This is a genomic window from Streptomyces sp. NBC_00009 (assembly GCF_045040855.1).
GTDB classification, from domain to species: domain Bacteria; phylum Actinomycetota; class Actinomycetes; order Streptomycetales; family Streptomycetaceae; genus Streptomyces; species Streptomyces aureus.
In genome coordinates, this window is record NZ_CP108312.1 from 2873103 (window position 1) to 2897161 (window position 24059).

General features: G+C 70.9%; 19 protein-coding genes. 8 read left to right on the forward strand and 11 right to left on the reverse strand.

Going from position 1 to position 24059, the window contains the following annotated elements:
* Nucleotides 1-86: 86 nt before the first annotated feature.
* The gene (locus tag OHA58_RS12720; protein ID WP_405478798.1) at nt 87-2213 is read right to left on the reverse strand and encodes a bifunctional polysaccharide deacetylase/glycosyltransferase family 2 protein; all 2127 of its coding nucleotides are present in this window, start codon (nt 2211-2213) and stop codon (nt 87-89) included.
* Nucleotides 2210-2899 carry a hypothetical protein gene (locus OHA58_RS12725; RefSeq protein ID WP_405478799.1) on the reverse strand — a complete coding sequence of 230 codons (690 nt, stop codon included), beginning with the start codon at nt 2897-2899 and terminating at the stop codon, nt 2210-2212. Before OHA58_RS12725 ends, OHA58_RS12720 begins: the two co-directional genes overlap by 4 nt.
* A gap of 135 nt (nt 2900-3034) precedes the next feature.
* Here OHA58_RS12725 and OHA58_RS12730 point away from each other — a divergent pair, with 135 nt between their 5' ends.
* Both OHA58_RS12730 and OHA58_RS12735 read left to right on the forward strand, forming a co-directional pair.
* Nucleotides 3035-4246, forward strand: a complete 1212-nt coding sequence (locus tag OHA58_RS12730; protein WP_405478800.1) for a pyridoxal phosphate-dependent aminotransferase — start codon at nt 3035-3037, stop codon at nt 4244-4246.
* Between the two features lie 93 nt (nt 4247-4339).
* Nucleotides 4340-4753: a hypothetical protein gene (locus OHA58_RS12735; RefSeq protein WP_405478801.1), complete on the forward strand. Its 414-nt coding sequence runs from the start codon at nt 4340-4342 to the stop codon at nt 4751-4753.
* Between the two features lie 172 nt (nt 4754-4925).
* Here the strand turns inward: OHA58_RS12735 and OHA58_RS12740 are convergent, their stop codons facing one another.
* From OHA58_RS12740 to OHA58_RS12750, 3 genes are all read right to left on the reverse strand, one after another.
* A complete protein-coding gene (locus tag OHA58_RS12740) occupies nt 4926-6902 on the reverse strand; it encodes a calcium-binding protein (protein ID WP_405478802.1) in 1977 nt (658 codons plus the stop codon).
* A 507-nt stretch (nt 6903-7409) separates the two neighbouring features.
* Entirely contained in the window at nt 7410-7571 is a 162-nt protein-coding gene (locus OHA58_RS12745) for a hypothetical protein (protein WP_405478803.1), read from the reverse strand.
* Between the two features lie 43 nt (nt 7572-7614).
* Nucleotides 7615-9486, reverse strand: coding sequence for a phosphoenolpyruvate carboxykinase (GTP) (locus OHA58_RS12750; protein ID WP_405478804.1), 1872 nt, complete (start codon nt 9484-9486; stop codon nt 7615-7617).
* A 240-nt stretch (nt 9487-9726) separates the two neighbouring features.
* On the opposite strand from OHA58_RS12750, the gene OHA58_RS12755 reads away from it, so the two are divergent.
* The 3 genes from OHA58_RS12755 (at nt 9727) to OHA58_RS12765 (ending at nt 12728) form a co-directional block, all read left to right on the forward strand.
* Nucleotides 9727-10407, forward strand: a complete 681-nt coding sequence (locus tag OHA58_RS12755) for a hemolysin III family protein (RefSeq protein ID WP_405478805.1) — start codon at nt 9727-9729, stop codon at nt 10405-10407.
* Nucleotides 10408-10548: 141 nt separating this feature from the next.
* Nucleotides 10549-12105 carry a DHA2 family efflux MFS transporter permease subunit gene (locus tag OHA58_RS12760; protein WP_405478806.1) on the forward strand — a complete coding sequence of 519 codons (1557 nt, stop codon included), beginning with the start codon at nt 10549-10551 and terminating at the stop codon, nt 12103-12105.
* Nucleotides 12102-12728 carry a TetR/AcrR family transcriptional regulator gene (locus tag OHA58_RS12765; protein ID WP_405478807.1) on the forward strand — a complete coding sequence of 209 codons (627 nt, stop codon included), beginning with the start codon at nt 12102-12104 and terminating at the stop codon, nt 12726-12728. Before OHA58_RS12760 ends, OHA58_RS12765 begins: the two co-directional genes overlap by 4 nt.
* A gap of 55 nt (nt 12729-12783) precedes the next feature.
* Here OHA58_RS12765 and OHA58_RS12770 read toward each other — a convergent pair whose 3' ends face one another.
* Nucleotides 12784-14802 carry a thioredoxin domain-containing protein gene (locus OHA58_RS12770; RefSeq protein WP_405478808.1) on the reverse strand — a complete coding sequence of 673 codons (2019 nt, stop codon included), beginning with the start codon at nt 14800-14802 and terminating at the stop codon, nt 12784-12786.
* 119 nt (nt 14803-14921) lie between these two features.
* On the opposite strand from OHA58_RS12770, the gene OHA58_RS12775 reads away from it, so the two are divergent.
* On the forward strand, nt 14922-18125 hold the full coding sequence (locus tag OHA58_RS12775; RefSeq protein WP_405478809.1) for a tetratricopeptide repeat protein: 3204 nt from the start codon (nt 14922-14924) through the stop codon (nt 18123-18125).
* Between the two features lie 116 nt (nt 18126-18241).
* Here the strand turns inward: OHA58_RS12775 and OHA58_RS12780 are convergent, their stop codons facing one another.
* The gene (locus OHA58_RS12780; RefSeq protein ID WP_405478810.1) at nt 18242-18496 is read right to left on the reverse strand and encodes a hypothetical protein; all 255 of its coding nucleotides are present in this window, start codon (nt 18494-18496) and stop codon (nt 18242-18244) included.
* On the reverse strand, nt 18489-19370 hold the full coding sequence (mca, locus tag OHA58_RS12785; RefSeq protein WP_405478811.1) for a mycothiol conjugate amidase Mca: 882 nt from the start codon (nt 19368-19370) through the stop codon (nt 18489-18491). The genes OHA58_RS12780 and mca overlap by 8 nt, the downstream gene beginning before the upstream one ends.
* 151 nt (nt 19371-19521) lie before the next feature.
* Between mca and OHA58_RS12790 the strand changes: the two genes are divergently transcribed.
* Together OHA58_RS12790 and greA are read left to right on the forward strand one after the other, a co-directional pair.
* Nucleotides 19522-19926: a DUF4307 domain-containing protein gene (locus OHA58_RS12790; RefSeq protein ID WP_405478812.1), complete on the forward strand. Its 405-nt coding sequence runs from the start codon at nt 19522-19524 to the stop codon at nt 19924-19926.
* 209 nt (nt 19927-20135) lie between these two features.
* Nucleotides 20136-20633, forward strand: a complete 498-nt coding sequence (gene greA / locus OHA58_RS12795) for a transcription elongation factor GreA (RefSeq protein ID WP_405478813.1) — start codon at nt 20136-20138, stop codon at nt 20631-20633.
* A gap of 103 nt (nt 20634-20736) precedes the next feature.
* Here the strand turns inward: greA and OHA58_RS12800 are convergent, their stop codons facing one another.
* From OHA58_RS12800 to ilvA, 3 genes are all read right to left on the reverse strand, one after another.
* Entirely contained in the window at nt 20737-21579 is an 843-nt protein-coding gene (locus OHA58_RS12800; protein ID WP_405478814.1) for an ABC transporter permease, read from the reverse strand.
* A complete protein-coding gene (locus tag OHA58_RS12805) occupies nt 21576-22589 on the reverse strand; it encodes an ATP-binding cassette domain-containing protein (protein WP_405478815.1) in 1014 nt (337 codons plus the stop codon). The genes OHA58_RS12800 and OHA58_RS12805 overlap by 4 nt, the downstream gene beginning before the upstream one ends.
* Nucleotides 22590-22772: 183 nt before the next feature.
* Nucleotides 22773-24002, reverse strand: coding sequence for a threonine ammonia-lyase (gene ilvA / locus OHA58_RS12810; protein WP_405478816.1), 1230 nt, complete (start codon nt 24000-24002; stop codon nt 22773-22775).
* Nucleotides 24003-24059 lie beyond the last annotated feature (57 nt).

Here is a 24059-nt window from a genome sequence, read left to right on the forward strand (position 1 = left end):
TGGATCTCCTGCTGCCGAGCGCCGGAAACGTACTCCTGCGCTTCGGATCAACTCCTGGGGTTTGCAAGGACTTTGACGAACATGTGTCAGGCGGGCTGGCGGGCTGGTGTTTCGAGGGTCTGGGTCGCCGTCCCGGTGCGCTGCATCCGCTGCCAGCGCAGCCGGTTGCCGAGCAGGGCGGTGACCACCGAGTGCACGACGACGAGGTACATGAGCTGGCGGTAGACGAAGATCTGCAGCGGCAGCGTCCACAGCGGCTCGAACCTCTCCTTGTCGAGCCGCAGCGCGTACACGGCGCCGAAGACCTGGACGGCGGTGAAGCCGAGCCAGACGGCGCCCGCCTGCCCCGCGTCCTGGAACAGCAGCCCGTACAGCGCGAACACGTCGACGAGCGGCGCGAGGAGCGGCAGGAGCATCTGGAAGACGAGCAGATACATCAGGCCGCGGCGGCCGAACTTGCCCGCCTGCCCGCCCTCGACGGGGGCCCTGCGGTGCTTCCACATCGCCTGGAGCGTGCCGTAGCACCAGCGGTAGCGCTGCTTCCACAGCTGCTGCACGCTCGCGGGCACCTCGGTCCAGGCGATCGCAGACTCCTCGTACACGACGCGCCAGCCGGCCCGGCACAGCGCCATGGTGAGGTCGGTGTCCTCGGCGAGGGTGTCCTCGCTGACGCCGCCGACGCCGGCGAGCGCCTCGCGGCGGAAGGCGCCGATCGCGCCGGGCACGGTCGGCATGCACTCGAGGACGTCGAACATGCGACGGTCGAGGTTGAAGCCGATGACGTATTCGAGGTGCTGCCAGCGGCCGAGGACGCCGTGCCGGTTGCCGACCTTGGTGTTGCCGCTGACGGCGCCGACGCGCGGGTCGGCGAACGGCTGGATGAGGCGCGCGATGGCGTCCGGCTCGAAGACCGTGTCGCCGTCGATCATCACGACGAGGTCGAACTGGGCCCAGGACAGGCCGGTGTTGAGGGCGGCGGCCTTGCCCGCGTTCTCCTGCCGGACGACCATCACGCGCGGGTCCCACGCGTGCACCGACTCGGCGATCTCGAAGGTGCGGTCGCTCGACCCGTCGTCGACGACGATGATCTGGACGTACGCGTGCGTGGAGGCGAGCAGGGACCGCAGGGTCGCCTCGATACCCGCCTCCTCGTTGTAGGCGGGGACGATCACGGTGACCGGCTCCGTGACGGGCGGCGGTCGGTGGCCCCTGCGCCGCTTCTTCCTGACCCGGCGCACATGCACGCGCGCGACGGTCAGCAGGAGCACAAGACGGGCCACGGTGATCACTCCGGCGGCGACCATCAGCCAGGTCATCGCACCGACGAAGGCGCGTGAGGCGGCCTGCGCCCAGACGACGGCGGTGCCGCGCACCTCGGCGAACGTGGACACGGGGTAGGTGGCGCCGCTCAGCCCGAGGCCCTCGCCGACGGTCGTGAACCGTACGTCGCCCAGTGGGCTCGCGAAGATCCGCTCGGTGTCGCGCACGGCAGCCGCGGAGCCGGTGAACTGGCGCACGGCGCCGTCCTTGAGGCCGCGCCCGGGGCCATCCGCGGCGACCACGACATAGCCGTCGACGATCGCGTCGCGCGCGGCCTGCCACTGGTCGTCGCAGAGCTTCGCGGTGGTGGAGGTGTGCGGTAGGCGCAGCAGATGGGTGCCGACGCCCGCGCTGCCGGCGAGGACGTTCTGGGTGAGGGCGAGTTCGAGGCCGGTGCGCGGGGCGGAGAGCCCGGCGAGGTCGGCGTCGCTGTAGGTGTGCGAGCCGATCTGGTGGCCCTCGTCGCGGATGCGGCGTACGAGGTCGGGGTGGGCGGCCGCGTCGGTGCCGGTGAGGAAGAAGGTGGCCTTGGCGTGGTGCTTCTTCAGGACGTCGAGCAGGCGCGGGGTCCAGGCCGGGTCGGGCCCGCCGTCATAGGTGAGGGCGACCGTGCCCGCGGGCATCCGGGAGGCGGAGACGCCGCCGGTCTTGGGGTCCATGCTGATGACGGGCCCGCCCGTGAAGAGGTTGGCGGGCGCCTTCTCGCAGGCCCCGGACGGCGGGTCCGTGGCGGCTATCTCGTGCCGCCCGTAGCCGCCGAACAGCAGCGCGGTGGCGGCAACCACGAGGGTCAGCAGGAGCAGCACCCAGTGGGCGCGGGGTTCGCGCTGCTTGCGTCGGCTGGGGCCGGCGGAGCGGCGGGGGGAGGGGGCCTGCCGGGCGGCTCGGGTCACCTGGGTCCCTTGGTCGATCCCGTGCCGTGACCACGCCCCGGGTTGTCCGTGGCGTTCCCCTTGGCCGGCGCGGTGGCGGAGGGCGCCGTGGTCGTGGGTGCCGTGGTCGTGGGCGCCGAGTTCGTTGCGGGTTCCGACGTGGTCTTGTCCGACGGTTCGCCGTCGCCCTTGGTGGACCTGGGGCTCTCGGAGGAGGACGGGCCGGTGGCCGTGGGTTCCTCGGGCTGTACGGGGGTGCCGGGGCGCGCGGTGGGCGACGAGGACGGCGAGTGCTCCGCGCGAGGCGCCTTCGTGTCGTCCTTGTGGCCCCAGGGCAGCGGTCCGCCGGACGGGCCGGAGCCGAACAGCCCGGCGATCACGACACCGAGGAACACGACGCAGCCCGCGCCGATCCCGAAGGCGGCGCGCCGCATGTGCCGCCGTCTTCGCCCGGAGCCGTCGACGAAGATCGCGCTGTCCTCGTCCGCGTCGGGATCGCCGACGGTGGCGATGGGCGCCGTGGATATGAGGTCGTCGGGCGCGTCTGCGTACACGGGACCGGGCGCGGGGGGCGGTTGTTCCTCGTACCAGCCGTGCGCCGCGGCCGGATCCGCGTACTGCTCGTACACGCCCGTCGTGGCCTCCGCGTCGTACACGCCGTAGATCCGCGGCCCGTCGTCGCCGTTCTGAGGGTGCTGCCAGGACATGGGGGCGGATTGTAGAGAGTCTGCGGACTCCATGCGTAGCCAACGCCGATAACGGACCAAAGCGACCCGCCCGGTTTGCCTCACGTGGCCGAAAACACGGAGCGCCCCGCGATACCCGGCCGTAAGCTCACGGATATGCAGGTGATCCAGTCGACCAAGCTCTCCAACGTCTGTTACGAGATCCGGGGCCCGGTGCTCGAGGAGGCGATGCGTCTGGAGGCAGCAGGCCACCGCATCCTCAAGCTCAACACCGGCAACCCGGCCGCGTTCGGTTTCGAGTGCCCGCCCGAGATCCTCGAGGACATGCTCCGCAACCTCGGCGACGCGCACGGCTACGGGGACGCGAAGGGCCTGCTCGCGGCCCGCCGCGCGGTGATGATGCACTACCAGACCCTGGGCGTGGAGACGGACGTCGAGAACGTCTTCATCGGCAACGGCGTCTCCGAGCTGATCGTCATGGCGATGCAGGGGCTCCTCGACGACGGGGACGAGGTCCTCGTCCCGGCGCCGGACTACCCCCTGTGGACGGCAGCGGTCTCCCTCTCCGGCGGCACGGCCGTGCACTACCGCTGCGACGAGCAGTCCGACTGGATGCCCGATCTCGCCGACGTGGAGCGGAAGGTCACCGACCGCACCAAGGCGATCGTGATCATCAACCCGAACAACCCGACGGGTGCCGTCTACAGCGACGACATGCTGCGCGGCCTGACCGACATCGCCCGCCGCCACAACCTCCTGGTCTGCTCGGACGAGATCTACGACAAGATCCTCTACGACGGCGCGACGCACACGCCGACCGCCGCCATCGCCCCCGACCTGCTGACCCTCACCTTCAACGGCATGTCGAAGGCGTACCGGGTGGCCGGTTACCGCGTGGGCTGGATGGCGATCTCCGGGCCGCGCGCGCACGCCGACTCGTACATCGAGGGCCTCACGATCCTGGCGAACATGCGACTGTGCGCGAACATGCCGGGCCAGCACGGCGTCGTCGCGGCGCTCAGCGGACGCCAGACGATCAACGACCTGGTGCTGCCGGGCGGCCGCCTGAAGGAGCAGCGGGACACCGCGTACGAGCTGCTGACGCAGATCCCGGGCGTGACGTGTGTGAAGCCGAAGGGCGCGCTGTACCTCTTCCCGCGGCTCGACCCGAAGGTGTTCAAGGTCAAGGACGACCGGCAGATGGTCCTCGACCTGCTGCGCGCCGAGAAGATCATGGTCGTGCACGGTACGGGGTTCAACTGGCCGGAGCCGGATCACTTCCGGGTGGTCACGCTGCCGACGGTCGGCCAGCTCACGGAGGCCGTGACCCGTATCGGCCGCTTCCTGGACGGCTACGGCCAGCCCTGAGGACCGCCCGAGCTCCCTCTCAGGGACAAGACTCAACTTTAGACTGAATCTAAGCTAGGATGGTCTTCAAGCTACCCGCCTGGAGGCCATCCCATGTACGAGCCGATCCGCACCAAGTCGGTCCATGCCATGGCCGACCCGGGTGACTTCCCGCACCGCTCCCGCGAGGAGGAGCTCGACATCCAGCTCGCGGGGCACCTGGCCGCCCTGCTCGCCGTCACGGACGAGCTGCGCGCCCTGACCCCGTCCACCGACCTGGACACGGCGGCCGAGCGCCTCGCCGCACAGGTGGCCCGGCTCCGCGGCGGATGCACGCCCCTGCGGGCGACGCCGTCCGCGGTCTGCGCGCCCGAGGCTCTGCACTCGCGGGCCCACGCGCTCGCGGGCCGCGCCCTCGTCGTCGCCGCCTCCCGGGCGGACACCTCCGTCGCCATCCTCGCGGCCGAGCGCATGGACGCCCACACCGTCGCGCCGGCCGAGCCGAAGCACCTCAGCACGGCCCGCTGACCCCTGCAGGTTCCCTCGAACGGCCCCGGTCCGCGTGCATCCTCGCGACGCGCGGACCGGGCGCCCCACTGCATCGGTTCCGGCCGACAACCCCGCCGATCCCGGGACGGGAGCAAGGGAAAGGCCGGCCCCCCGCACCCGGGAAGCCGGCCGAACTCCACTGGGCTGACGCTCAGGGGCAACTGATGCGCGTGTCACCCGGGTCGGTGCTGCAGTTGTCGTAGTTGGGGCCACCGTTGGCCGTGTCGTTGCCGGACACGCTGTCGGTGGTGACGATCCGGTCGTAGCCGTAGTTGCCGTACACGGTGTCGTTTCCGGCGCCGCCGTACAGGGTGTCGTCGCCGGAGCCGCCGTCGATGTTGTCGTTGCCGTAGTCGCCGTAGACGAGGTCGGAGCCGCCGCTCGCGCTGATGGTGTCGTTGCCTCCCAGGCCGCAGATCACGTCGCGGCCCGACGTGCCGCTGAGAGTGTCGGCCCCGCTGGTGCCGACGATGGTGCAGCCCCGGGAGTTGCTGACGGTGCTCGTCGCCGTGGCCGTGTTGTTGCCCGTCGCAGAGTCGGTCTCATTGGCACGGGCCGTGGCGGTGTTCCTGAGCGTGCCGGTGGTCCGGGGTTCGGCGACCACCGTGACCGTGGCGCTCGCGCCCGGGGCCAGCGTGTTCAGGGAGCAGGTGGCACTGGTGGCGGTGGTGGTGCAGCTGCCCTGCGCGGTCGTGGCCGACACCAGGGTCGCACCGGCTCCGGAGAGCGTGTCGCTCAGTGCGACTCCGGTGGCGGACGCGGTGGAGGTGCCGGCGTTGGTCACGCGCACGGTGTAAGTGGCCCGGTCGCCCAGGGTGACGGAGGACGGCCCCGTCTTGGTGACCGAGAGGTCGGCGGTGAGCGCGGGCGGAGGGGCGCCGCCGCCACCCTGGTAGCGGGCCAGGGCGAAGTCGGTGTTCGGCCCGCCCTGGCCGGCGGCGACGATCGCTCCGCCGGGCTGGAGCGCCACGCCGTGCGCGATGTCGGCGCCGCCGAAGTCCGTGATCGTCTTGCCGCCGGCGCCGAAGCCACTGTCCAGGCTGCCGTCGGTGTTGTAGCGCAGGACCGCGAAGTCGCCGCCGGGCCCGTTGCCGCCCGCGACGACGATCCGCCCGTCGCTCTGCAGCTTCAAGTCCTCGGCGCCGCCACCGGGGGTGACCACCAGGCCGTTGCCGTGGAAGCTGGTGTCCGGGGTGCCGTTGGCGGTGTAGCGGGCCAATGCGAACCGGCCGCCGCTCGCGCCGGCCGCGACGATCTTGCCGTCGGACTGGACCGCCAGCGACTCCGCGGAGTCGTAGTCTCCGAAGTCGGTGCGCTGGATGCCGTTGCTGCCGAACCCGGTGTCGAGGCTGCCGTCGTGGTTGTAGCGGATCAGCGCGAAGTCGAAGCGGGTCGTCCCGACCTCGCCCCCGACGACGATCTTTCCGTCGGGTTGCAGGACCAGGGCCCGCGCGTCGCCGCCTTCCTGCGGGGACGGCCCTGCCGGATTGGTGGTCACCATGCCGTCACCACTGAAGGTCGTGTCCGGGGTGCCGTCGGGGTTGTAGCGGGCCACCGCGGCCTGGCCACCGACATAGCCGGCGGCGACGATCTTGCCGGTGACGGGCTCAACAGCGACATCCATGGCCTCTTCGGGTTGACCGAAGTCGGTGAACACCCTGCCGTCGCCGCCGCCGAAACTCGTGTCCAGCGAGCCGTCGCCGTTGTACCGGGCCACCACGAACCAGCAGCAGTTCTCGTACCCTCGCCAACTGCCGCCCGCCACCACGATCTTGCCGTCGGACTGCAGCGCCACGGCGTGGGCCTCGCTCCACTGGAGCTCGTCGGACGGGATCATGTTGTTGATCGCGGTCGTCACCTTGCCGTCGCCGCCGAAGCTGGTGTCCGGGGTGCCATCGGCGTTGTGGCGGGTCAGCGCGAAGTCGCTCTCCACGCCGGAGTTGTCGACGGAAGCGCCGACGGAGACGATCTTGCCGTCGGACTGCGCCGCCACGTCGTTGGCGTAGTCGGTGCCGCCGAGATCGGTGAGGACCCTGCCGCCGCTGCCGAAGCCGGGGTCCAGGTCGCCGGGGGCGGCGACCGCCGCGCCGGACAGGGCCAGGACGAGTGCGAGGACAGTGGCTGCCACGGTCCCGGCCCGGGCCGTGAGGGACCGGTGGCCCCGTGCGGGGCTTCGGCGCCACCCTGATCGCGCAGGACGGGTGAGCGATCTCGAACGAGGTGCGACCGATCGCACCTGAGGCGTGAACATGGGCGACAGCCTCCCGCCCCTCACACACAAGCCCGCCCGCCACGAGCGGTCTTGCGCTCACCGGGTGCAGCAAAGTACCCACGTGGGTGAGGGATCCGGCGCCCGGCGCGCGCCGGACCCCCACGGGCTCCCCGACGACGGCCTGGCTCGGCGTGCTGGTGAGCCCGCCCGTGAACCGGGAGTCGTACTGCGCGGCCGGCGGCTGGATGATGTGCAGCCAGCACTCGGTGCCGCCGTTCGTGTTCGCCGCGGCTGGTCACGGCGAAGAGGCGCAAGCCGTCCTGCGACCGGTCCAGACCGCGCGGCACAACCCGCGAGCCGTCGAGCGGGCCCTCGAAGGCGAACTCCAGGGGCGTCGTGGCGTCCGCCGGTCGGCTGCCTGTATCAGCAGGTCTCCTCGTAGGCGTAAGTGGTCGCGGTGAGCGCGTAGTTCGAGGTGTCGTACGTCTCGGCGCTGTCCCGCTCACCGACATACAGCCGGGAGCCGTCCGGGCTGAGCGCGAGGCCCGACGAACGGACGGCGAGGCACGTGACAGGGCCCCACACGCCGTTGTGTGGGGCCCTGTCACATGCACTGCTCCGAGGGGCGTCAGCCCAGGCGCTTCACCAGGGCCCGGTACTCGTCCCACAGCTCCTTCGGCGTGTGGTCGCCGAAGGTGTTGAGGTGCTCGGGGACCAGGGAGGCCTCGTCGCGCCACACCTCCTTGTCGACCGTCAGCAGGAAGTCGAGGTCGGAGTCGGCCAGTTCGAGGCCGTCCGTGTCGAGGGAGTCACGCGTCGGCAGGATGCCGATCGGCGACTCGACGCCCTCGGCCTTGCCCTCAAGGCGCTCGACGATCCACTTCAGGACACGGCTGTTCTCGCCGAAGCCGGGCCACACGAACTTGCCCGCGTCGTTCTTGCGGAACCAGTTCACGTAGTAGATCTTCGGCAGCTTGGACTGGTCCTTGTCCTTGGCCACGTCGACCCAGTGGGCCATGTAGTCGCCCATGTTGTAGCCGCAAAACGGGAGCATCGCGAAGGGGTCGCGGCGCAGCTCGCCGACCTTGCCCTCGGCGGCGGCGGTCTTCTCGGAGGCGACGTTCGCGCCGAGGAACACGCCGTGGTTCCAGTCGAAGGACTCGGTCACCAGCGGTACGGCGGAGGCGCGGCGGCCGCCGAAGAGGATCGCCGAGATCGGCACGCCCTTCGGGTCCTCCCACTCCGGCGCGATGATCGGGCACTGCGAGGCGGGGGTGGTGAAGCGCGCGTTCGGGTGGGCCGCAGGGACGCCGGACTCGGGGGTCCAGTCGTTGCCCTTCCAGTCGGTGAGGTGGGCGGGAGTCTCCTCCGTCATGCCCTCCCACCAGATGTCGTTGTCGTCGGTGAGCGCGACGTTCGTGAAGACGGAGTTGCCCCACAGCGTCTTCATGGCGTTGGCGTTGGTGTGCTCGCCGGTGCCGGGCGCGACACCGAAGAAGCCGGCCTCGGGGTTGATCGCGTAGAGGCGGCCGTCCTCGCCGAACCGCATCCAGGCGATGTCGTCACCGATGGTCTCGACGGTCCAGCCGGAGATCGTGGGCTCCAGCATGGCGAGGTTGGTCTTGCCGCAGGCGCTCGGGAAGGCCGCGGCGACGTACTTCGACTCACCCTGCGGCGGGGTCAGCTTGAGGATGAGCATGTGCTCGGCGAGCCAGCCCTCGTCGCGCGCCATGACGGACGCGATGCGCAGGGCGTAGCACTTCTTGCCGAGCAGGGCGTTGCCGCCGTAGCCGGAGCCGTAGGACCAGATCTCACGGGTCTCCGGGAAGTGCGAGATGTACTTCGTGGGGTTGCAGGGCCACGGCACGTCCTGCTGGCCCTCCTCCAGCGGCGCGCCCAGGGTGTGGACGGCCTTCACGAAGAAGCCGTCGGTGCCGAGCTCGTCCAGGACGGGCTGCCCCATGCGCGTCATGGTGCGCATGGAGACGGCGACGTACGCGGAGTCGGTGATCTCGACGCCGATGGCGGAGAGCTCCGAGCCGAGCGGGCCCATGCAGAACGGGACGACGTACATCGTCCGGCCCTTCATCGAGCCGCGGAAGATGCCGCCGTTGCCGCCCTCGCCGTCGTCGCCCTGGAAACTGTTTCCTTCTCCCGTAAAGATGGCGCGCATCTCCGCGGGGGCTTTCCAGTGGTTGGTGGGGCCGGCGTCCTGCTCCTTCTCGGAGCAGATGAACGTCCGGTCCTCGACGCGTGCGACGTCGGTCGGGTCGGAGGCGGCGTAGTACGAGTTCGGGCGCTTGATCGGGTCGAGCTTCTTGAACGTTCCCTTGTCGACCAGTTCCTCGGCGAGGCGCTCGTACTCGGCCTCGGACCCGTCGCACCAGACCACACGGGCCGGCTGCGTCAGTTCGGCGATCTCGTTGACCCACGAGATCAGTTCCTGGTGCTTGGTGGGGACAGTGCCCAAAGAAACGGGAGCCGCGATGTCGCGCGCCACGATTGCTCCTAAATGAGGGGTTTTTGTGTTGTTGCCCCTTGGGGGCTGCGACCCGGATGCTTCACGTGTTGATCCCTCTGGCGCTCATCCGGTGCCGACCGCACTCATATGATCATCCGACGCGGGCGCGCATATGTCCAGAGGGCCCCACACCTGAGCGACGTGAGGATCACCACTCGTTTGCGTCACTGATCGTCACTCGTATTCGTCACTTACGGCCCCGTAGGTACGATGCGGGTCATGACTGCCGCCACGCCATCCGAAGTGACCGCGACAGAGTCCGTTCCGGTGAAACCACGGCTGCGCGGCTGGCTGCACGCGGGAATGTTCCCCGCGGTCGTCATCTCCGGCCTGGTGCTGACCGCCCTCGCGGACTCGACCCGCGGCCGGATCGCCTGCGGGATCTACGTCCTGACAGCCTGCCTGCTCTTCGGCGTGAGCGCGCTCTACCACCGGGGCAACTGGGGCCCGCGCGCCGACGGCGTACTGCGCCGGCTCGACCACGCGAACATCTTCCTGATCATCGCGGGCACCTACACCCCGCTCACGATGCTGCTGCTCCCCGAGGCCAAGGGCCAGTGGCTGATGTGGGGCATCTGGGCCGCGGCCACGGCCGGCATCGTCTTCCGCGTCTTCTGGGTCGGCGCCCCGCGCTGGCTCTACACCCCGTGCTACATCGCGATGGGCTGGGCGGCCGTCTTCTTCCTGCCCGACTTCCTGCACGCGGGCGGCGTGGCCGTCCTCGTCTGCGTGGTCGTCGGCGGGCTGCTCTACAGCGCGGGCGGCGTGATCTACGGGATCAAGCGCCCGAACCCGTCGCCGCGCTGGTTCGGCTTCCACGAGGTCTTCCACTCGCTCACGCTCGCGGCGTTCGTCGTGCACTACGTCGGCATCTCACTGGTGGCGTACCAGCACGCCTGACCTCGCCCTTCACCCCTCCTGGCCGCGGCTTCCGAGCCGCGGCCATTTTTTTGTGCCCGGACCCTTGCGCCCGGGCCCAGGGCCCTTGTGTCCGGATCCATAGATTGACAGTGTCCACCTTTTGAGAGTTACTCTCATTTCATGGCTACTGTCACCAAGCAGGACTCACCGCAGGACAGCGCGCAGCGCGACCCGCGCCGCTGGTGGGCGCTCGGCGCCCTGGTCGCGAGCATGCTCGTGCTCGGCTTCGACATGACGATCCTCAACGTGGCGCTGCCGACCATGGCCGCCGACCTCGGCGCGGACACCGGTCAGCAGCAGTGGATGGCGGACTCGTACGTCGTCGTCTTCGCCGCCCTGATGCTTCCGGCCGGGCTGCTCGGCGACCGGTTCGGGCGGCGCCGGATGCTCATCGCCGGACTCGGCGTCTTCCTCGCGGGCTCGCTCGTGGGGGCGCTCGCGGGCGACGTCGGCTGGGTGATCGGCGCCCGCGCGCTGATGGGTGTCGGCGCCGCGCTCGTCATGCCCCTCGCCCTGTCCGTGCTGCCCTCACTCTTCGCCCCCGACGAGCGCACCAAGGCCGTCGGCATCATCTCCGCGGCCTCGGCGGTCGGCATGCCGCTCGGCCCGATCCTCGGCGGCTGGCTCCTCGACCACTTCTGGTGGGGCTCGGTCTTCCTGGTCAACGTCCCGATGGTCGCCATCGGCATCACGGCCTGCCTGTTCCTGCTGCCGGAGACCTGCGACCCCGCCTCACCGCGGGTCGACGCCGTCTCCACCGCACTCACCGCAGCCGGCCTCGGCGCCCTGATCTACGCGATCATCGAGGCGCCGCACCGCGGCTGGACCGATCCGGTGGTGCTGGTCCTGTTCGCGGCCTCCGTCGCCCTGGTCACCGCCCTCGTCCTGCGCGAGCGGCGCAGCGAGCGGCCGCTCCTCGACCTCACCCTGCTGGCCCGCCGCGGCTTCCTGCTCAACACGCTCGCGGCCACCCTCGGCATGTTCGTCCTGTCGGGCCTGATGTTCGTGCTGCCGCAGTACCTCCAGGCCGTCCTCGGCAACGACGCGCTCGGCACCGGCGTACGGCTGCTGCCGATGATGGCCGGGATGCTGGTGGCCGCGAAGTGCGCGCAGCCCTTGGTCACCAGGTTCGGGCCGCCTGCGGTGATCAGCGCGGCGCTCACGGTCCTGGCCTTCGCCGCGTTCCTCGGCAGCCGCACCACCGCCGACTCCGGGTACGGGTTCACCGCGCTGTGGCTGGGCATCGCCGGGGTCGGTTTCTCCTTCGCGCTCGTCCCCGCGATGGGCGCCGCACTGTCGGCGCTGCCCGCGGACCGGGCGGGCAGCGGCTCGGGCCTCCTGATGACGGTGCGGCAGGTGGGCGGCGCGCTCGGTATCGCCCTGCTCGGCGCGCTCCTCGCCGGGGCCTACGGCAGCCGCCTCGACACCGCCGGCCTGCCCGGTCCCGCCGCGGACACCGCCCAGGACTCCGTGATGGCCGCCCACGCGGTGGCCACGAAGCTCGGGGACCACGCCCTCGCCTCGTCGGCGAACACCGCGTACCTCCACGGGATGAACGTGGTGCTGCTCGTCGTGGGAGTCGCGTCGCTGGTCACCGCCCTGCTCGCGGCCGCCCTGCTCCCCCGTACCGCGCCGTCCGCCGGCGTGGCCCCGGCCCCCGGTGATGCCCGAGAATGAGCCCCATGGCCGCCTCCGCACGTTCCACCCCCGCCGCCGACCGCCCCGGGATGGGCCTACGCGAACGCAAGAAGCTCAAGACCCGGGTCGCGATCAGGGACGCGACGTACCGCCTGATCACCGAGCAGGGGTACGACGCGACGACGGTCGAGCAGATCGCCGAGGCCGCCGAGGTGTCGCCGTCCACCGTGTTCCGGTACTTCCCGACCAAGGAGGACATCGTCCTCACGGACGAGTACGACGCGGTCCTGGAGGCCGAGCTGCGGGCGCGGCCCTCGGGCGAGTCGATCATCGACTCGCTGAAACACGTGATCGCGCAGGCCGTGCACCTCGGGTTCGACGACGATCCCGAGGTATCACGGCTGCGGACCAGGCTCCAGGTCGAGGTGCCCGCGGTGCGCTCCCGGATGATGGAGTCCATGTCCGTCACCGGGCAGCTGCTGTGCCGGGTGATCGGCGAGCGCACCGGCCGCGACGCCGACGGCCTCGAGGTCCGCGTCTACGCGATGGCGCTGGTCGGCGCGCTCATGGAGACCACCCTGTACTGGGCCGAGCACGGCCACCGGGAAGAGCTGCGCGACCTGATGGACCGCACGCTGGAGACGTTCAGGAACGGCCTCTAGCGCCTCTCGTTCGGATCAGGCCGGGCTCGCGGGGTCCGACGGCGTCCGGCTCGCTTCAGTCCTGCAGCTTCACCGCGAGCTGCTGGGCGTCGGTGACGGGGGCGTCACAGGTGAAGTTGCGGCACACGTACGCGGCCGGGCGGCCGTCGACGAGCGGCCGGTCCGCCAGCAACGGCAGTTCGCCGGAGCCCGGCCGGCCCGCCGCGACGACCGCGCCGGGCGCCGTGCCGAGCAGCGCCGTGCGGTGGAGTTCACCGCCGATCTCGCCGACGACGGCGACCTCCTTCGGCCCGTCGAGCAGCGCCTCCGCGACCGCGAGCCCGTGCCCGATGAAGCGCGGCGCGCGCGGCCCGAGCGCACGCACGACGCCCAACGCCCGCTCGGCGGCGGTGCGGTGGGGCTCCGAACCGGTCTGCGCCGCGTACGAGAGCAGCGCGCCGGACGCCGCGCTCCAGCCCGAGGGCGTGGCGTTGTCGGTCGGGTCCTGCGGCCTGCGGATCAGCTGCTCCGCGTCGGCCGCCGTGTCGTACAGCGCGCCGGACTCCGCGTCGGTGAACTGGTCGAGGACGTGGTCGAGGAGGAACCCGGCGAACTCCAGCCAGACCCCCTCGCCGGTCACGGACGCCAGCGTGAGGAAGCCCTCGGCGACATCCGCGTAGTCCTCGAGGACCCCGGCGTTCGCGCCGGCCCGGCCGTCCTTGCTGGTACGGGCGATGCGCGCCCGTGCGTCCATGTGGAGCCGTACGAGCAGATCGGCGGCGGCGAGCGCTGCCTGCACCAGGTCCGGCCGGTCGAAGTACGCGCCGGTCTCCGCGAGCGCGGCGATCGCCAGGCCGTTCCACGCGGCGACGATCTTGTCGTCCCGCCCGGGTGCCGGCCGCTCGGCGCGCGCCGCGAGCAGCCTGCGCCGCACGTCCTCGATCCGTGCGGCGTCGAACTCGGCTTTCTGCTGCGGAAGTTGGAGGACCGATGCGCCCTCCTCGAAGGTGCCCTGCTGCGTCACGCCGAAGTACTGGGCGGCCAGCTCGGCGTCCGCGTCCCCGAGCACCTCGCGCAGCTGCTCGGGCGTCCACACGTAGTACGCGCCCTCGACATGGCGCCCCTCGGCGTCCTCGCTGTCCGCGTCCAGCGCGGACGCGAACCCGCCCTCGTTCGTCCGCAGCTCCCGCACCATGAAGTCCGCGGTCTCCAGCGCGACCCGCCTGGCCGTCTCCGAACCGGTGGCCCGCCACAGATGCGCGTACGCGCGGCACAGCAGCGCGTTGTCATAGAGCATCTTCTCGAAGTGGGGCACGACCCACTCGCGGTCGACGGAGTAGCGCGCGAAGCCGCCGCCGAGCTGGTCGTAGATCCCGCCGCGCGCCATCCGTTCGCAGGTGTCGTCGGCCATCTGGAGCGCGCCCTCGGCGCCGGTGCGGGCGTAGTGGCGCAGCAGGAACTCGATCACCATCGACGGCGGGAACTTGGGTGCGCCTCCGAACCCGCCGTTCGCCGCGTCGTACTCGCGGGTCAGGCCGAGCAGCGCCTGCGCGAGCTCGCCCTCCCCGGGGACCTGCGTGTCCCCGTACGGCATCTCGCGTCCGGCCAGATCGCCCACGATCTTCGCGGCGACCTCGGCGACCTCGTCCTTGCGCTCCGCCCACGCCTGCGCCACGCCTTCCAGGATCTGCGGGAAGGACGCCATTCCGTGCCGGGGCTCGGGCGGGAAGTAGGTGCCGAAGTAGAACGGCTCGGCCTCGGGCGTGAGGAACACGGTCATGGGCCAGCCGCCCTGTCCGGTGGCGGCCTGCACGGCCTCCATGTAGACGGCGTCGACGTCGGGGCGCTCCTCCCGGTCGACCTTGATGTTGACGAAGCGGTCGTTCATGAGGGCGGCGGTCGCCTCGTCCTCGAAGGACTCGTGCGCCATGACGTGGCACCAGTGGCAACTGGAGTACCCGACACTGAGCAGCACCGGGACCCCGCGCCGCCGCGCCTCCTCGAAGGCGTCGGCCGACCACGGCCACCAGTCGACGGGGTTGTCGGCGTGCTGGAGGAGGTAGGGGGACGTCTCATGGGCCAGTCGGTTCGGCATGCGCCCCATCCTCGCGCACGTAGGTCATCGATCAGCCCTTTGATCCCGGGCCCCTCGCGCCGTGACCCCATACGCAGCACACTTGACGCGGAATCGTTGCCGCCGGAGGGGGACCTGAGATGCGAGACAGCCATCGGGCGGAAGCCGAGGGGCTGTTGGCCCGGGCCGTGGAGGAGGAAGTACGGCGTTCGGGTGGGCGCACGGACGGCGGGGTACTGCTGTCGCGTGCGCGTGGTGCGCTCGACGCCATGGCGGAGACCGCCGCCGAGGAGTACACGCAGTTCACCCATGCCCTGGACGAGGCCGAGGCCGGGCAGATGTCGTTCGGGCAGCGCTTCGCCCAGGAGCGCGGGTCGACTCCCTTGCTGGTCACGTCCGTTGCCGCGGTCGGCGCCTGTCTGGCCGACCTGGTGCTCGGTACGGGGGTGGGGACCGCGGTCGGGGCGGGCGCGGCCGTCGCCGTGGTGGGCGCCGCCACGACCGTCGCGAAGGTGACGGCCTCCCATGTGCCCGCCGCGAGCCGCCGCGCCGGGGCGAGGAGCCAGCCCGGCGGGCCCGAACAGCTGAGACTGCAGTGGCTGACGGCGCTCGACGTGCGGGGGATCCGGCCGTTCCTCGACCAGCAGCGCGTCCTCGCCGCCACCGCGGGGACCGGCGCGAAGAAGCCGACGCCGCAGCTGCGCCGTACCGACAAGAGCGCGGCGGCCAGGCGGCGCAATGTCCTGGAGCAGTCCTTCGGTCAACTGCCGGAGATGGAGGGCCCGTTCGCCGGCCGTAGGGCGCAGATGCAACGGATCGCGCAGTGGGTGCACGCGGCCCGCGCGAGCACCGAGACCCGGCCCACCGTCGTCGTGCTGCACGGCGCGCCGGGCTCGGGCCGTACGACGCTCGCGGTGCGGGCGGCGCACGAGCTGCGCGACCAGTTCCGCGGCGCGTGCGTGGTGGACCTGCGGGGCGACGCGCCCGAGGCCCCGTTGTCGACGCGGGACGCGCTGCTCCATCTGCTGAACCGGCTCGGCGCGCCGCGCGAGCAGCTGCTCTTCCGGGAGCGTTCCTCGCAGGAGCAGCAGGTGCGCCGCCTGAGCGAGCTGTACCACCAGCATCTGACGGGGCTTCCGGTCACGATCGTCCTGGACGACGCGAGCGACGCGGAGCAGGTGCGCACGCTGATCCCCGAGCGGTCCGACAGCCTCGTCCTTGTGACGGCGCGCAAGCCGCTCGACCTGCCCGCGGACGTCCCGGCGTGGGTGCACCAGGTGCCGGTGGACGCGCTGGACGCGGCGGGCTCGGAGGAACTCCTTCGTGAGTCCGCGGAGGACGCGTCGGGGCCCTACGACTCCGAATCGTCCGACACCGTAAGGGAGTTGTGCGGCGGTCTGCCGCTGGCGCTGCGCATCGCGGGCTCCGCGATCGGGCCGCGCACGACCCGCGCACTGGCGTCCGACCTGGGTGCGTACGGGCCCGTGGAGCCGGTCGAGCGGGTGCTGTGGCTGCGCTACACCGACCAGTCCGATGCGGCCCGGCGGCTGCTGCGCCGGCTCGCGCTCGCCGGGCGGGCCTCGCTCGGCGCGGCCGCGGCGGCCGCGCTCCTCTCGACGGACGAGTCTGAGGCCACCCGCCATCTGACGGCGCTGTCACGGGCGGGGCTGATCGACCACGTGCGGGGCAGCCGGTACCGGCTGCACGACCTCGTCCGCTCCTTCGCGCAGGCCCGTCTCCTCGACGAGGAGGAGCCGGGCGAGCGGACGGCCGCGCAGGAACGCCTCATCCAGAACTACGCGGAGCTCGCGGACTCGGTGATCCGGCTCGTCGACGGCAAGATGTCGACGCGTGCCGGCCAGATCGGCCCGCACGGCTTCACCTCGCTGGACGCCGCGCTGCGCTGGCTCGACGACGAGTCCAGCTTCATCACGGCGACGCTGCGGGGCGCTGAGGGCGTCGACCAGGCGGCCGTGCTCAATCTGCTCGGCGCCCTGTGCGACTACTGCCTGCTGCGCGGCGACCTCTACCGCCTCGGCGAGATCAGCGAGCTCACCCAGGCCGTCGACCAGGGGCTTCTCGTGCGCTCGGTCCAGTGGCGCACGGGTATCGCCGCGCGCCAGCTCGGCGAGCTCGACAAGGCGCGTACGACGCTGGCGTCCGTGGTGGACCTGTACTTCGAGGCGCACCACAACGCGGGCGCGGCGCGCGCCCTGTGCTCGCTGGGCATCACGCTGCACCACCAGGGCCAGCTCAAGGAGGCGGCGGCGAAGCTCCGCGAGGCCCTCGACCTGCAGATCACGGACGAGACGTCGGGCGACCGGGGCTGGACGCTGCACGCGCTCGCCGCGGTGGAGCGCGACCGGGCCCATGTGAAGGAGGCGCTCGACCTGCTGACCGCGGCGCTGGCCCTGCACCGCGAGAACGAGTCCGTGCACGGCGAGGCGTGGGCGCACTTCCAGCTGGGGCAGCTGTGCCTGCGGATGGGCGACGTACCGGGCGCGGAGCGCGAGCTGCGCACCGCCCTCGACCTGTACAGCCGTACGCGCGACAGCCGGGGCGAGGCATGGGCGCTCACCCAGCTGGCGCGGGCGCGCCTGGTGGACGGCGACGCGTCGGCGGCCGTCGACGGACTGCGCCAGGCCACCTCGCGCCACCGCGACAACGAGGACGCGCGCGGCGAGGCCTGGACGCTCTACTACCTGGGCCAGGCCCTGGAGGAGAGCGGCAACCTCGACCAGGCGGTACGCGAGCTGGAGCGCTCCCGCACGATGTTCTCGCGGATGCGCGACGTGTACGGGCTCGCCTGCGCCCGCCATCACTCGGCCCGCGTCACGCGTGACCAGCGCGCCGCACAGACCGGCTCGCTGCGTAACTCCGGCTTCGCGCGTCAGCTCCTGGTCGACGCCCGCGCCGACTTCCAGCGCATCGGCGTCGCGCACGGCGAGGGGTGGACCTGCCTGGAACTGGCGGTGGTGGACGCGGGCAACGGGCGCGCGGCCCAGGCCCTGACCCTGTGCGAAGAGGCGGCGGCGCTGTTCGCGTCGTACGGCGACCGCCGCGGCGAGGACTGGGCGAACTTCCTGCGCTGCACGCTGCTGCCGTACGCGTCACCGGGCGGTTCGGAGATCGGCACGGCCGTGGCGCAGGAGGAGCTGTCCCAGCTCGCCCGCACCACCCACGCCGGCCGGGACGGCAAGCTCGACGACTACGTGGAGGCCTACCAGCTCCTCCTGGAGCGCGGCGCGGACCTCGAGGCGGGCTGGCAGGCCTGGCGCCTCGGCATGGTCCCGAAGCGGCACGCCCGGGACGTGATGGGTGTGGAGGTGAGCGCGGGGCGCTGAGGGCTCGCGGGCGTTGGGGCGAGTGGGTGCCGGGGGCGCCTGAGCGCCGGGGGCGCAGCACGAAGGCACTCGGCGCGGCTCATCGCCGTGCCGAGCGCGTTCCGTCCAGCTGGGCGTCAGCCCTTGGCGGGCGAGGCCGGGGAGGCGCCGGAGCCGGTCGCGGAGTCCGCGGCGACGTCTGGCTTCTCCTTGAAGTCGACCTTGCCCATGTGGCGGTTCATCGACTTCATCAGGCCCCAGACGGCGACGGCCATCACCGCGAAGACGATGAAACCGAGGACGCCCGGGGTCACCTTGTTCTCGTCGACCTCCTTGGCGAGGGGGACGAGATGCGTCATTGCCAGGCTTGCGCTTGCGCTCATGTCAGGCATTGTCGCGGATGCCCGCAAAGAGGTCGTCCTCGGGGAGGGAGGTATCGACGAGAGACTTCGCGAGCTCGTACTCCTCGGTCGGCCACACCGCCCGCTGGACGTCCATCGGGACGCGGAACCAGCCACCGTCGGGGTCGATCTGCGTGGCGTGCGCGATCAGCGCCTTGTCGCGGATCTCATAGAAGTCGGCGCACGGGATGTGCGTGGTCAGCGTCCGCTCGACCCGCTCGAACTCGTCCCACCGCTTGAGCCACTCCGCGTACGGCGACTCCAGGCCGCGGTCCAGCATCGCCTGGTGCAGCGCCTCGGTGCGCGGCCGGTTGAAGCCCTGGTTGTAGTAGAGCTTCTGCGGCTGGTAGGCCGGGCCGAACTCGGACTCCGGGTACTTCTCGGTGTCCGCCGCGCCCTCGAACGCCACCATCGAGATCTTGTGGGTCATGATGTGGTCGGGGTGCGGGTAGCCGCCGTTCTCGTCGTACGTCGTGACGACCTGCGGGCGGAACGAACGGATCTGCCTGACCAGCTCACCCGCCGCCTTGTCGACGTCCTCGAGCGCGAAGCAGCCCTCGGGCAGCGGGGGCAGCGGGTCGCCCTCGGGCAGGCCCGAGTCGACGAAGCCCAGCCACTCCTGGTCGACGCCCAGGATCGCGCGCGCCTCGTCCATCTCCTTCTTGCGTACCTCGTGGATGTTCTCCTCGATGTACGTGTCCCCCTGAAGCTTCGGGTTGAGGATGGAGCCGCGTTCCCCGCCCGTGCAGGTCACGACAAGGACGGCCACCCCCTCGGACACGTACTTGGCCATGGTGGCCGCGCCCTTCGACGACTCGTCGTCGGGGTGGGCGTGAACGGCCATCAGTCGCAGCTGCTCAGTCAAGACAAGATCCTCAGTGAATGACTCGGTGAATAAGGCGCCCTCGGTCATACAGCGCAATGGGCGGCTTCTATAGTGACGGAACCGGGGGGCGGAAAATTCCGGCAGTCTGTCAGGGGCCGGTCCTCGACCGCCCCGCGCGAGAGGATCGATCATGAGTGCGGTGAGTGAGCAGCTCCCCGACGGCCGCTACGGCCGTTCCCGCTCCGCCGACGAACGCGCGGACCGCACCCTGAAGATCGTCGGCGCCGTGCTCGGCGCCCTGCTCGTCGTCCTGATCGGCTGGTTCGGCTACCACTACGTGTTCGGCACGAAGATCAGCGCCGAGGTCATCACCTTCAAGGCCTCCGACGAGGCGGTCAAGGTGCACCTCGAGGTCCGTAAGGACACCGACGCGAAGGGTTACTGCACCATCCGTTCGCTGTCCACCGACGGCGCCGAGGTGGGCCGCGCGGACTTCCGCTTCGACCAGCGCGACAGCCGGATCGACAAGGTCGTGACGCTGCGCACCACGGCCCGCGGCACCAGCGCGGAGCTGCTCGGCTGCCACGCGGGCTGACCGCACGGTGGCCGCACCTCGGCCACACCGCCGCCGCACCGCCGGCCGTACGGGTTTCGACGCCTGACCTGCGTCGACGAATTCTTGATGGCATATGTCCTCCCCCTTCGGCGCCTGAATTGTTAGGCTCGTGGTTTCGCCCTCCCGTGAGAGCACATGCTTCTGGGTAGGGCGATGCTTTGTATTCCCAGTACCTACGAGGAGCACCTGTGACCCAGACCAGCGAAGACGTCACCTGGCTCACGCAGGAGGCGTACACCAAGCTCAAGGACGAGCTGGAGTACCTGTCTGGTCCCGCGCGCGCCGAGATCACCGTGAAGATCGCGGCGGCACGCGAGGAGGGCGACCTGCGCGAGAACGGCGGGTACCACGCGGCCAAGGAGGAGCAGGGCAAGCAGGAGCTCCGCATCCGCCAGCTGACCCAGCTCCTGGAGAAGGCCAAGGTCGGCGAGGCGCCGGCCGCGGCCGACGTCGCCGCACCCGGCATGGTCGTCACGATCGCCTTCGACGGCGACGAGGACGACACCATGACGTTCCTGCTCGCCTCGCGCGAGTACGCGAGCGCCGAAATCGAGACGTACTCGCCGCAGTCCCCGCTGGGCTCCGGCGTGAACGGCAAGAAGATCGGCGAGGACGCCCAGTACGAGCTGCCGAACGGCAAGCTCGCCTCGGTGAAGATCCTCGCGGCGAAGCCCTACAGCGGCTGATCCGACCCATGGCGAAGGCCCCCGGCGCGTGCTGCGCCGGGGGCCTTCGCATGTTCGCGTGCCGAGCCGTATCGGTCGGGCTGCCTCGGTCGGGCCGTCGCCGTCAGGCCGTCGCGTTGCGGTACTTGCGGACCGAGAGCGTCCGGAAGGCGACGATGATCAGGACGGACCAGATCAGCGAGGCCCACACGGAGTGCTGCATGGGCCAGGCTTCGGACGTCGAGACGCCCGGGTTGCCGAACAGCACGCGGCAGGCCTGCACCGTGGCGCTGAACGGGTTCCAGTCGGCGATGTGGCGCAGCCAGGGCGTCATCTGGCTGGAGTCCACGAACGCGTTCGAGATGAACGTCACCGGGAAGAGCCAGACCAGCCCGCCCGACGTGGCCGCCTCAGGGGTGCGTACGGACAGGCCGATGAGGGCGCCGATCCACGTGAACGCGTAACCGAGGAGGAGCAGCAGGCCGAAGGCGCCGAGGGCCTTCGGGAGGCCCTCGTGGATGCGCCAGCCCACCAGGAGCGCGACGATCGCGAGGACGAGCAGGGTCAGGGCCGTCTGCACGAGGTCCGCGAGGGTGCGTCCGGTGAGGACGGCGCCGCGGGACATCGGCAGCGACCTGAAGCGGTCGATGAGCCCCTTGTGCATGTCGTCGGCGATGCCCGCTCCGGCGCCCGCCGTGGCGAACGTGACGGTCTGGGCGAAGATGCCGGCCATCAGGAACTCGCGGTAGACCGCGGGGTCGGTGGTGCCCCCGATGTTCATCGAGCCGCCGAACACGAAGCTGAACAGCACCACGAACATGATCGGCTGGATCAGCCCGAAGATGACGACCTCGGGGATCCGCGTCATCCGGATCAGATTGCGCTTGGCGACGACGAGGGAGTCCCGGACGGACTGCACGGGGCCGCCCGCGGGGCGGGGGGTGAGGGGCTGGGTGACGGCGCTCACTTGTCGGCCTCCTTCTTGCGCTTGGACTGCTTGGCGGCGCCCGCCCCCGAGCCGTTCTCGTCCTCCTTCTCCTCGGCCACGTGGCCGGTCAGGGAGATGAAGACGTCGTCGAGGGTGGGCCGGCGCAGACCGATGTCGTCGATCTCGATGCCGCGGGTGTCCAGCTCCCTGATGACCTCGGCGAGGAGCTTGGCGCCGCCGGTGACGGGGACGGTGAGCTTGCGGGTGTGCTGCTCGACGGTGGTCTCGCCCTTGCCGAACCCGGCGAGGATCTCGGCGGCGGGCGTCATGTGCTCCCGCTCGTGCACCACGAGCTCGACGCGCTCGCCGCCGGTCTGGGCCTTGAGCTGGTCGGAGGTGCCGCGCGCGATGACGCGGCCGTGGTCGATCACGCAGATGTCGTGCGCCAGGTGGTCGGCCTCTTCGAGGTACTGGGTGGTCAGCAGCAGGGTCGTGCCGCCGGCGACCAGCTCCTGGATGACCTCCCACAGCTGCAGCCTGTTGCGCGGGTCGAGTCCCGTCGTGGGCTCGTCCATGAACATCACGGGCGGCGAGACGACGAGCGCGGCGGCCAGGTCGAGCCGGCGGCGCATGCCTCCGGAGTACGTCTTCGAGGTCCGGTCGGCGGCGTCCGTGAGGTTGAACCGCTCGAGCAGCTCGGACGCCCGCGCCTTCGCCTCCTTGGCCTTCATCTGGTACAACTGGCCGACCATCTGCAGGTTTTCACGACCCGTCAGATACTCGTCGACCGCGGCGAACTGACCGGAGAGGCCGATCGAGCGCCGCACCTCGTTCGGATGCTTGAGAACGTCGATGCCCGCGACGACGGCCTTGCCGCTGTCCGGCGTGAGCAGCGTCGTCAGACAGCGCACGGCAGTGGTCTTCCCCGCCCCGTTCGGACCGAGCAGGCCGAGGACCGTGCCCTCCGGGACATCGAGATCAACGCCGTCCAGAGCCCTGACGTCGCCGAAGGTCTTCACCAGACCTTCGGCATAGATGGCGCCTGGCATGTGGCTTCCCCCATGGGTTGTGGGTGACCTTTTGGTTGCCTTGCTCGGCAAAATCTTAGGTATGCCCGTCTGGGCACGCCCGACGGAGTAGTGACGTGGACCACAAGGTATCGCGATACATCGCGTCTCATCAACCGGTTTTCCGTAATCTGCCGGCGGGCCGGTGATTCCGCGGCCGGCCGGTCAGTCGATGACGAGGTAACCCGCGTCCCGCAGCGCCGCGCCGACCTCGGCACAGTGCACCGGGCCCTTCGTCTCCAGGTGCAGCTCGACCTCGGCCTCCGTGAGACCGAGCCGGGGATCCGTGCGCACGTGGCTCACGTCGAGGACGTTGGCGTCGACCACGGACAGCACACCGAGAAGCGTCGCCAGGGCGCCGGGACGGTCCGTAAGACGCAGCCGCAGCGACAGATAGCGCCCGGCGGCAGCCATGCCGTGGCGCAGGATCCGCTGCATCAGGAGCGGGTCGACGTTGCCGCCCGACAGGAGCGCCACGACCGGGCCCTCGAAGGAGTGCGGGTCGCTCAGCAGCGCCGCGACAGGGCTCGCCCCAGCCGGTTCGACGACCAGCTTGGCCCGCTCCAGGCAGAGCAGCAGCGCGCTCGACAGCTCGTCCTCCGAGACCGTACGGACCTCGTCGACCAGCTCCTCGACCAGCTGGAACGGCACGTCACCGGGGCGCCCCACCTTGATGCCGTCGGCCATCGTCGCCGGATACGGGATCGACACCGGCCGCCCGGCCTCGAGCGAGGGCGGGTACGCCGCCGCGCCCGCCGCCTGCACACCGATCACCTTCACATCGGGACGCAGCGCCTTGACCGCCACCGCGATGCCCGCGGCGAGCCCGCCGCCGCCCATGCCGACGACGATCGTGCGCACCTCGGGGCACTGCTCCAGGATCTCGAGGCCGACCGTGCCCTGCCCGGCGATGATGTCCGGGTGGTCGAAGGGGTGGATGAACACGGCACCCGTCTCGTGCGCGTACTCCTGCGCCGCCGCCAGCGTCTCGTCGACGACCTGCCCGTGCAGCCGCACCTCCGCGCCGTAGTCCCGGGTCGCCGCGACCTTCGGCAGGGGCGCGCCGACCGGCATGAAGACCGTGGAGCGTACGCCGAGGAGAGAAGAGGCGTGCGCTACACCCTGCGCATGGTTTCCGGCACTCGCGGCGACCACGCCCGCGGCGCGCTCCTCGGGAAGCAGGCCCGCGATCCTGACATACGCGCCGCGCAGCTTGAAGGAGCCGGTCCGCTGGAGGTTCTCGCACTTGAGGTGCACCGGCGCCCCGACCAGCCCCGAGAGGTACCGGCTGCCCTCCATCGCCGTCATCCGCGCGACCCCCGAGAGCATCTTCTGCGCGCCGCGCACATCGTCCAGGGTCACCGTCGGCAAGGAGTCAGCCGTGCTGTAGCTCATGACGGCAAGTCTCGCAGCTCACGCCGTACGGCTCCTGGCGTGACCACGGTCCGAGAC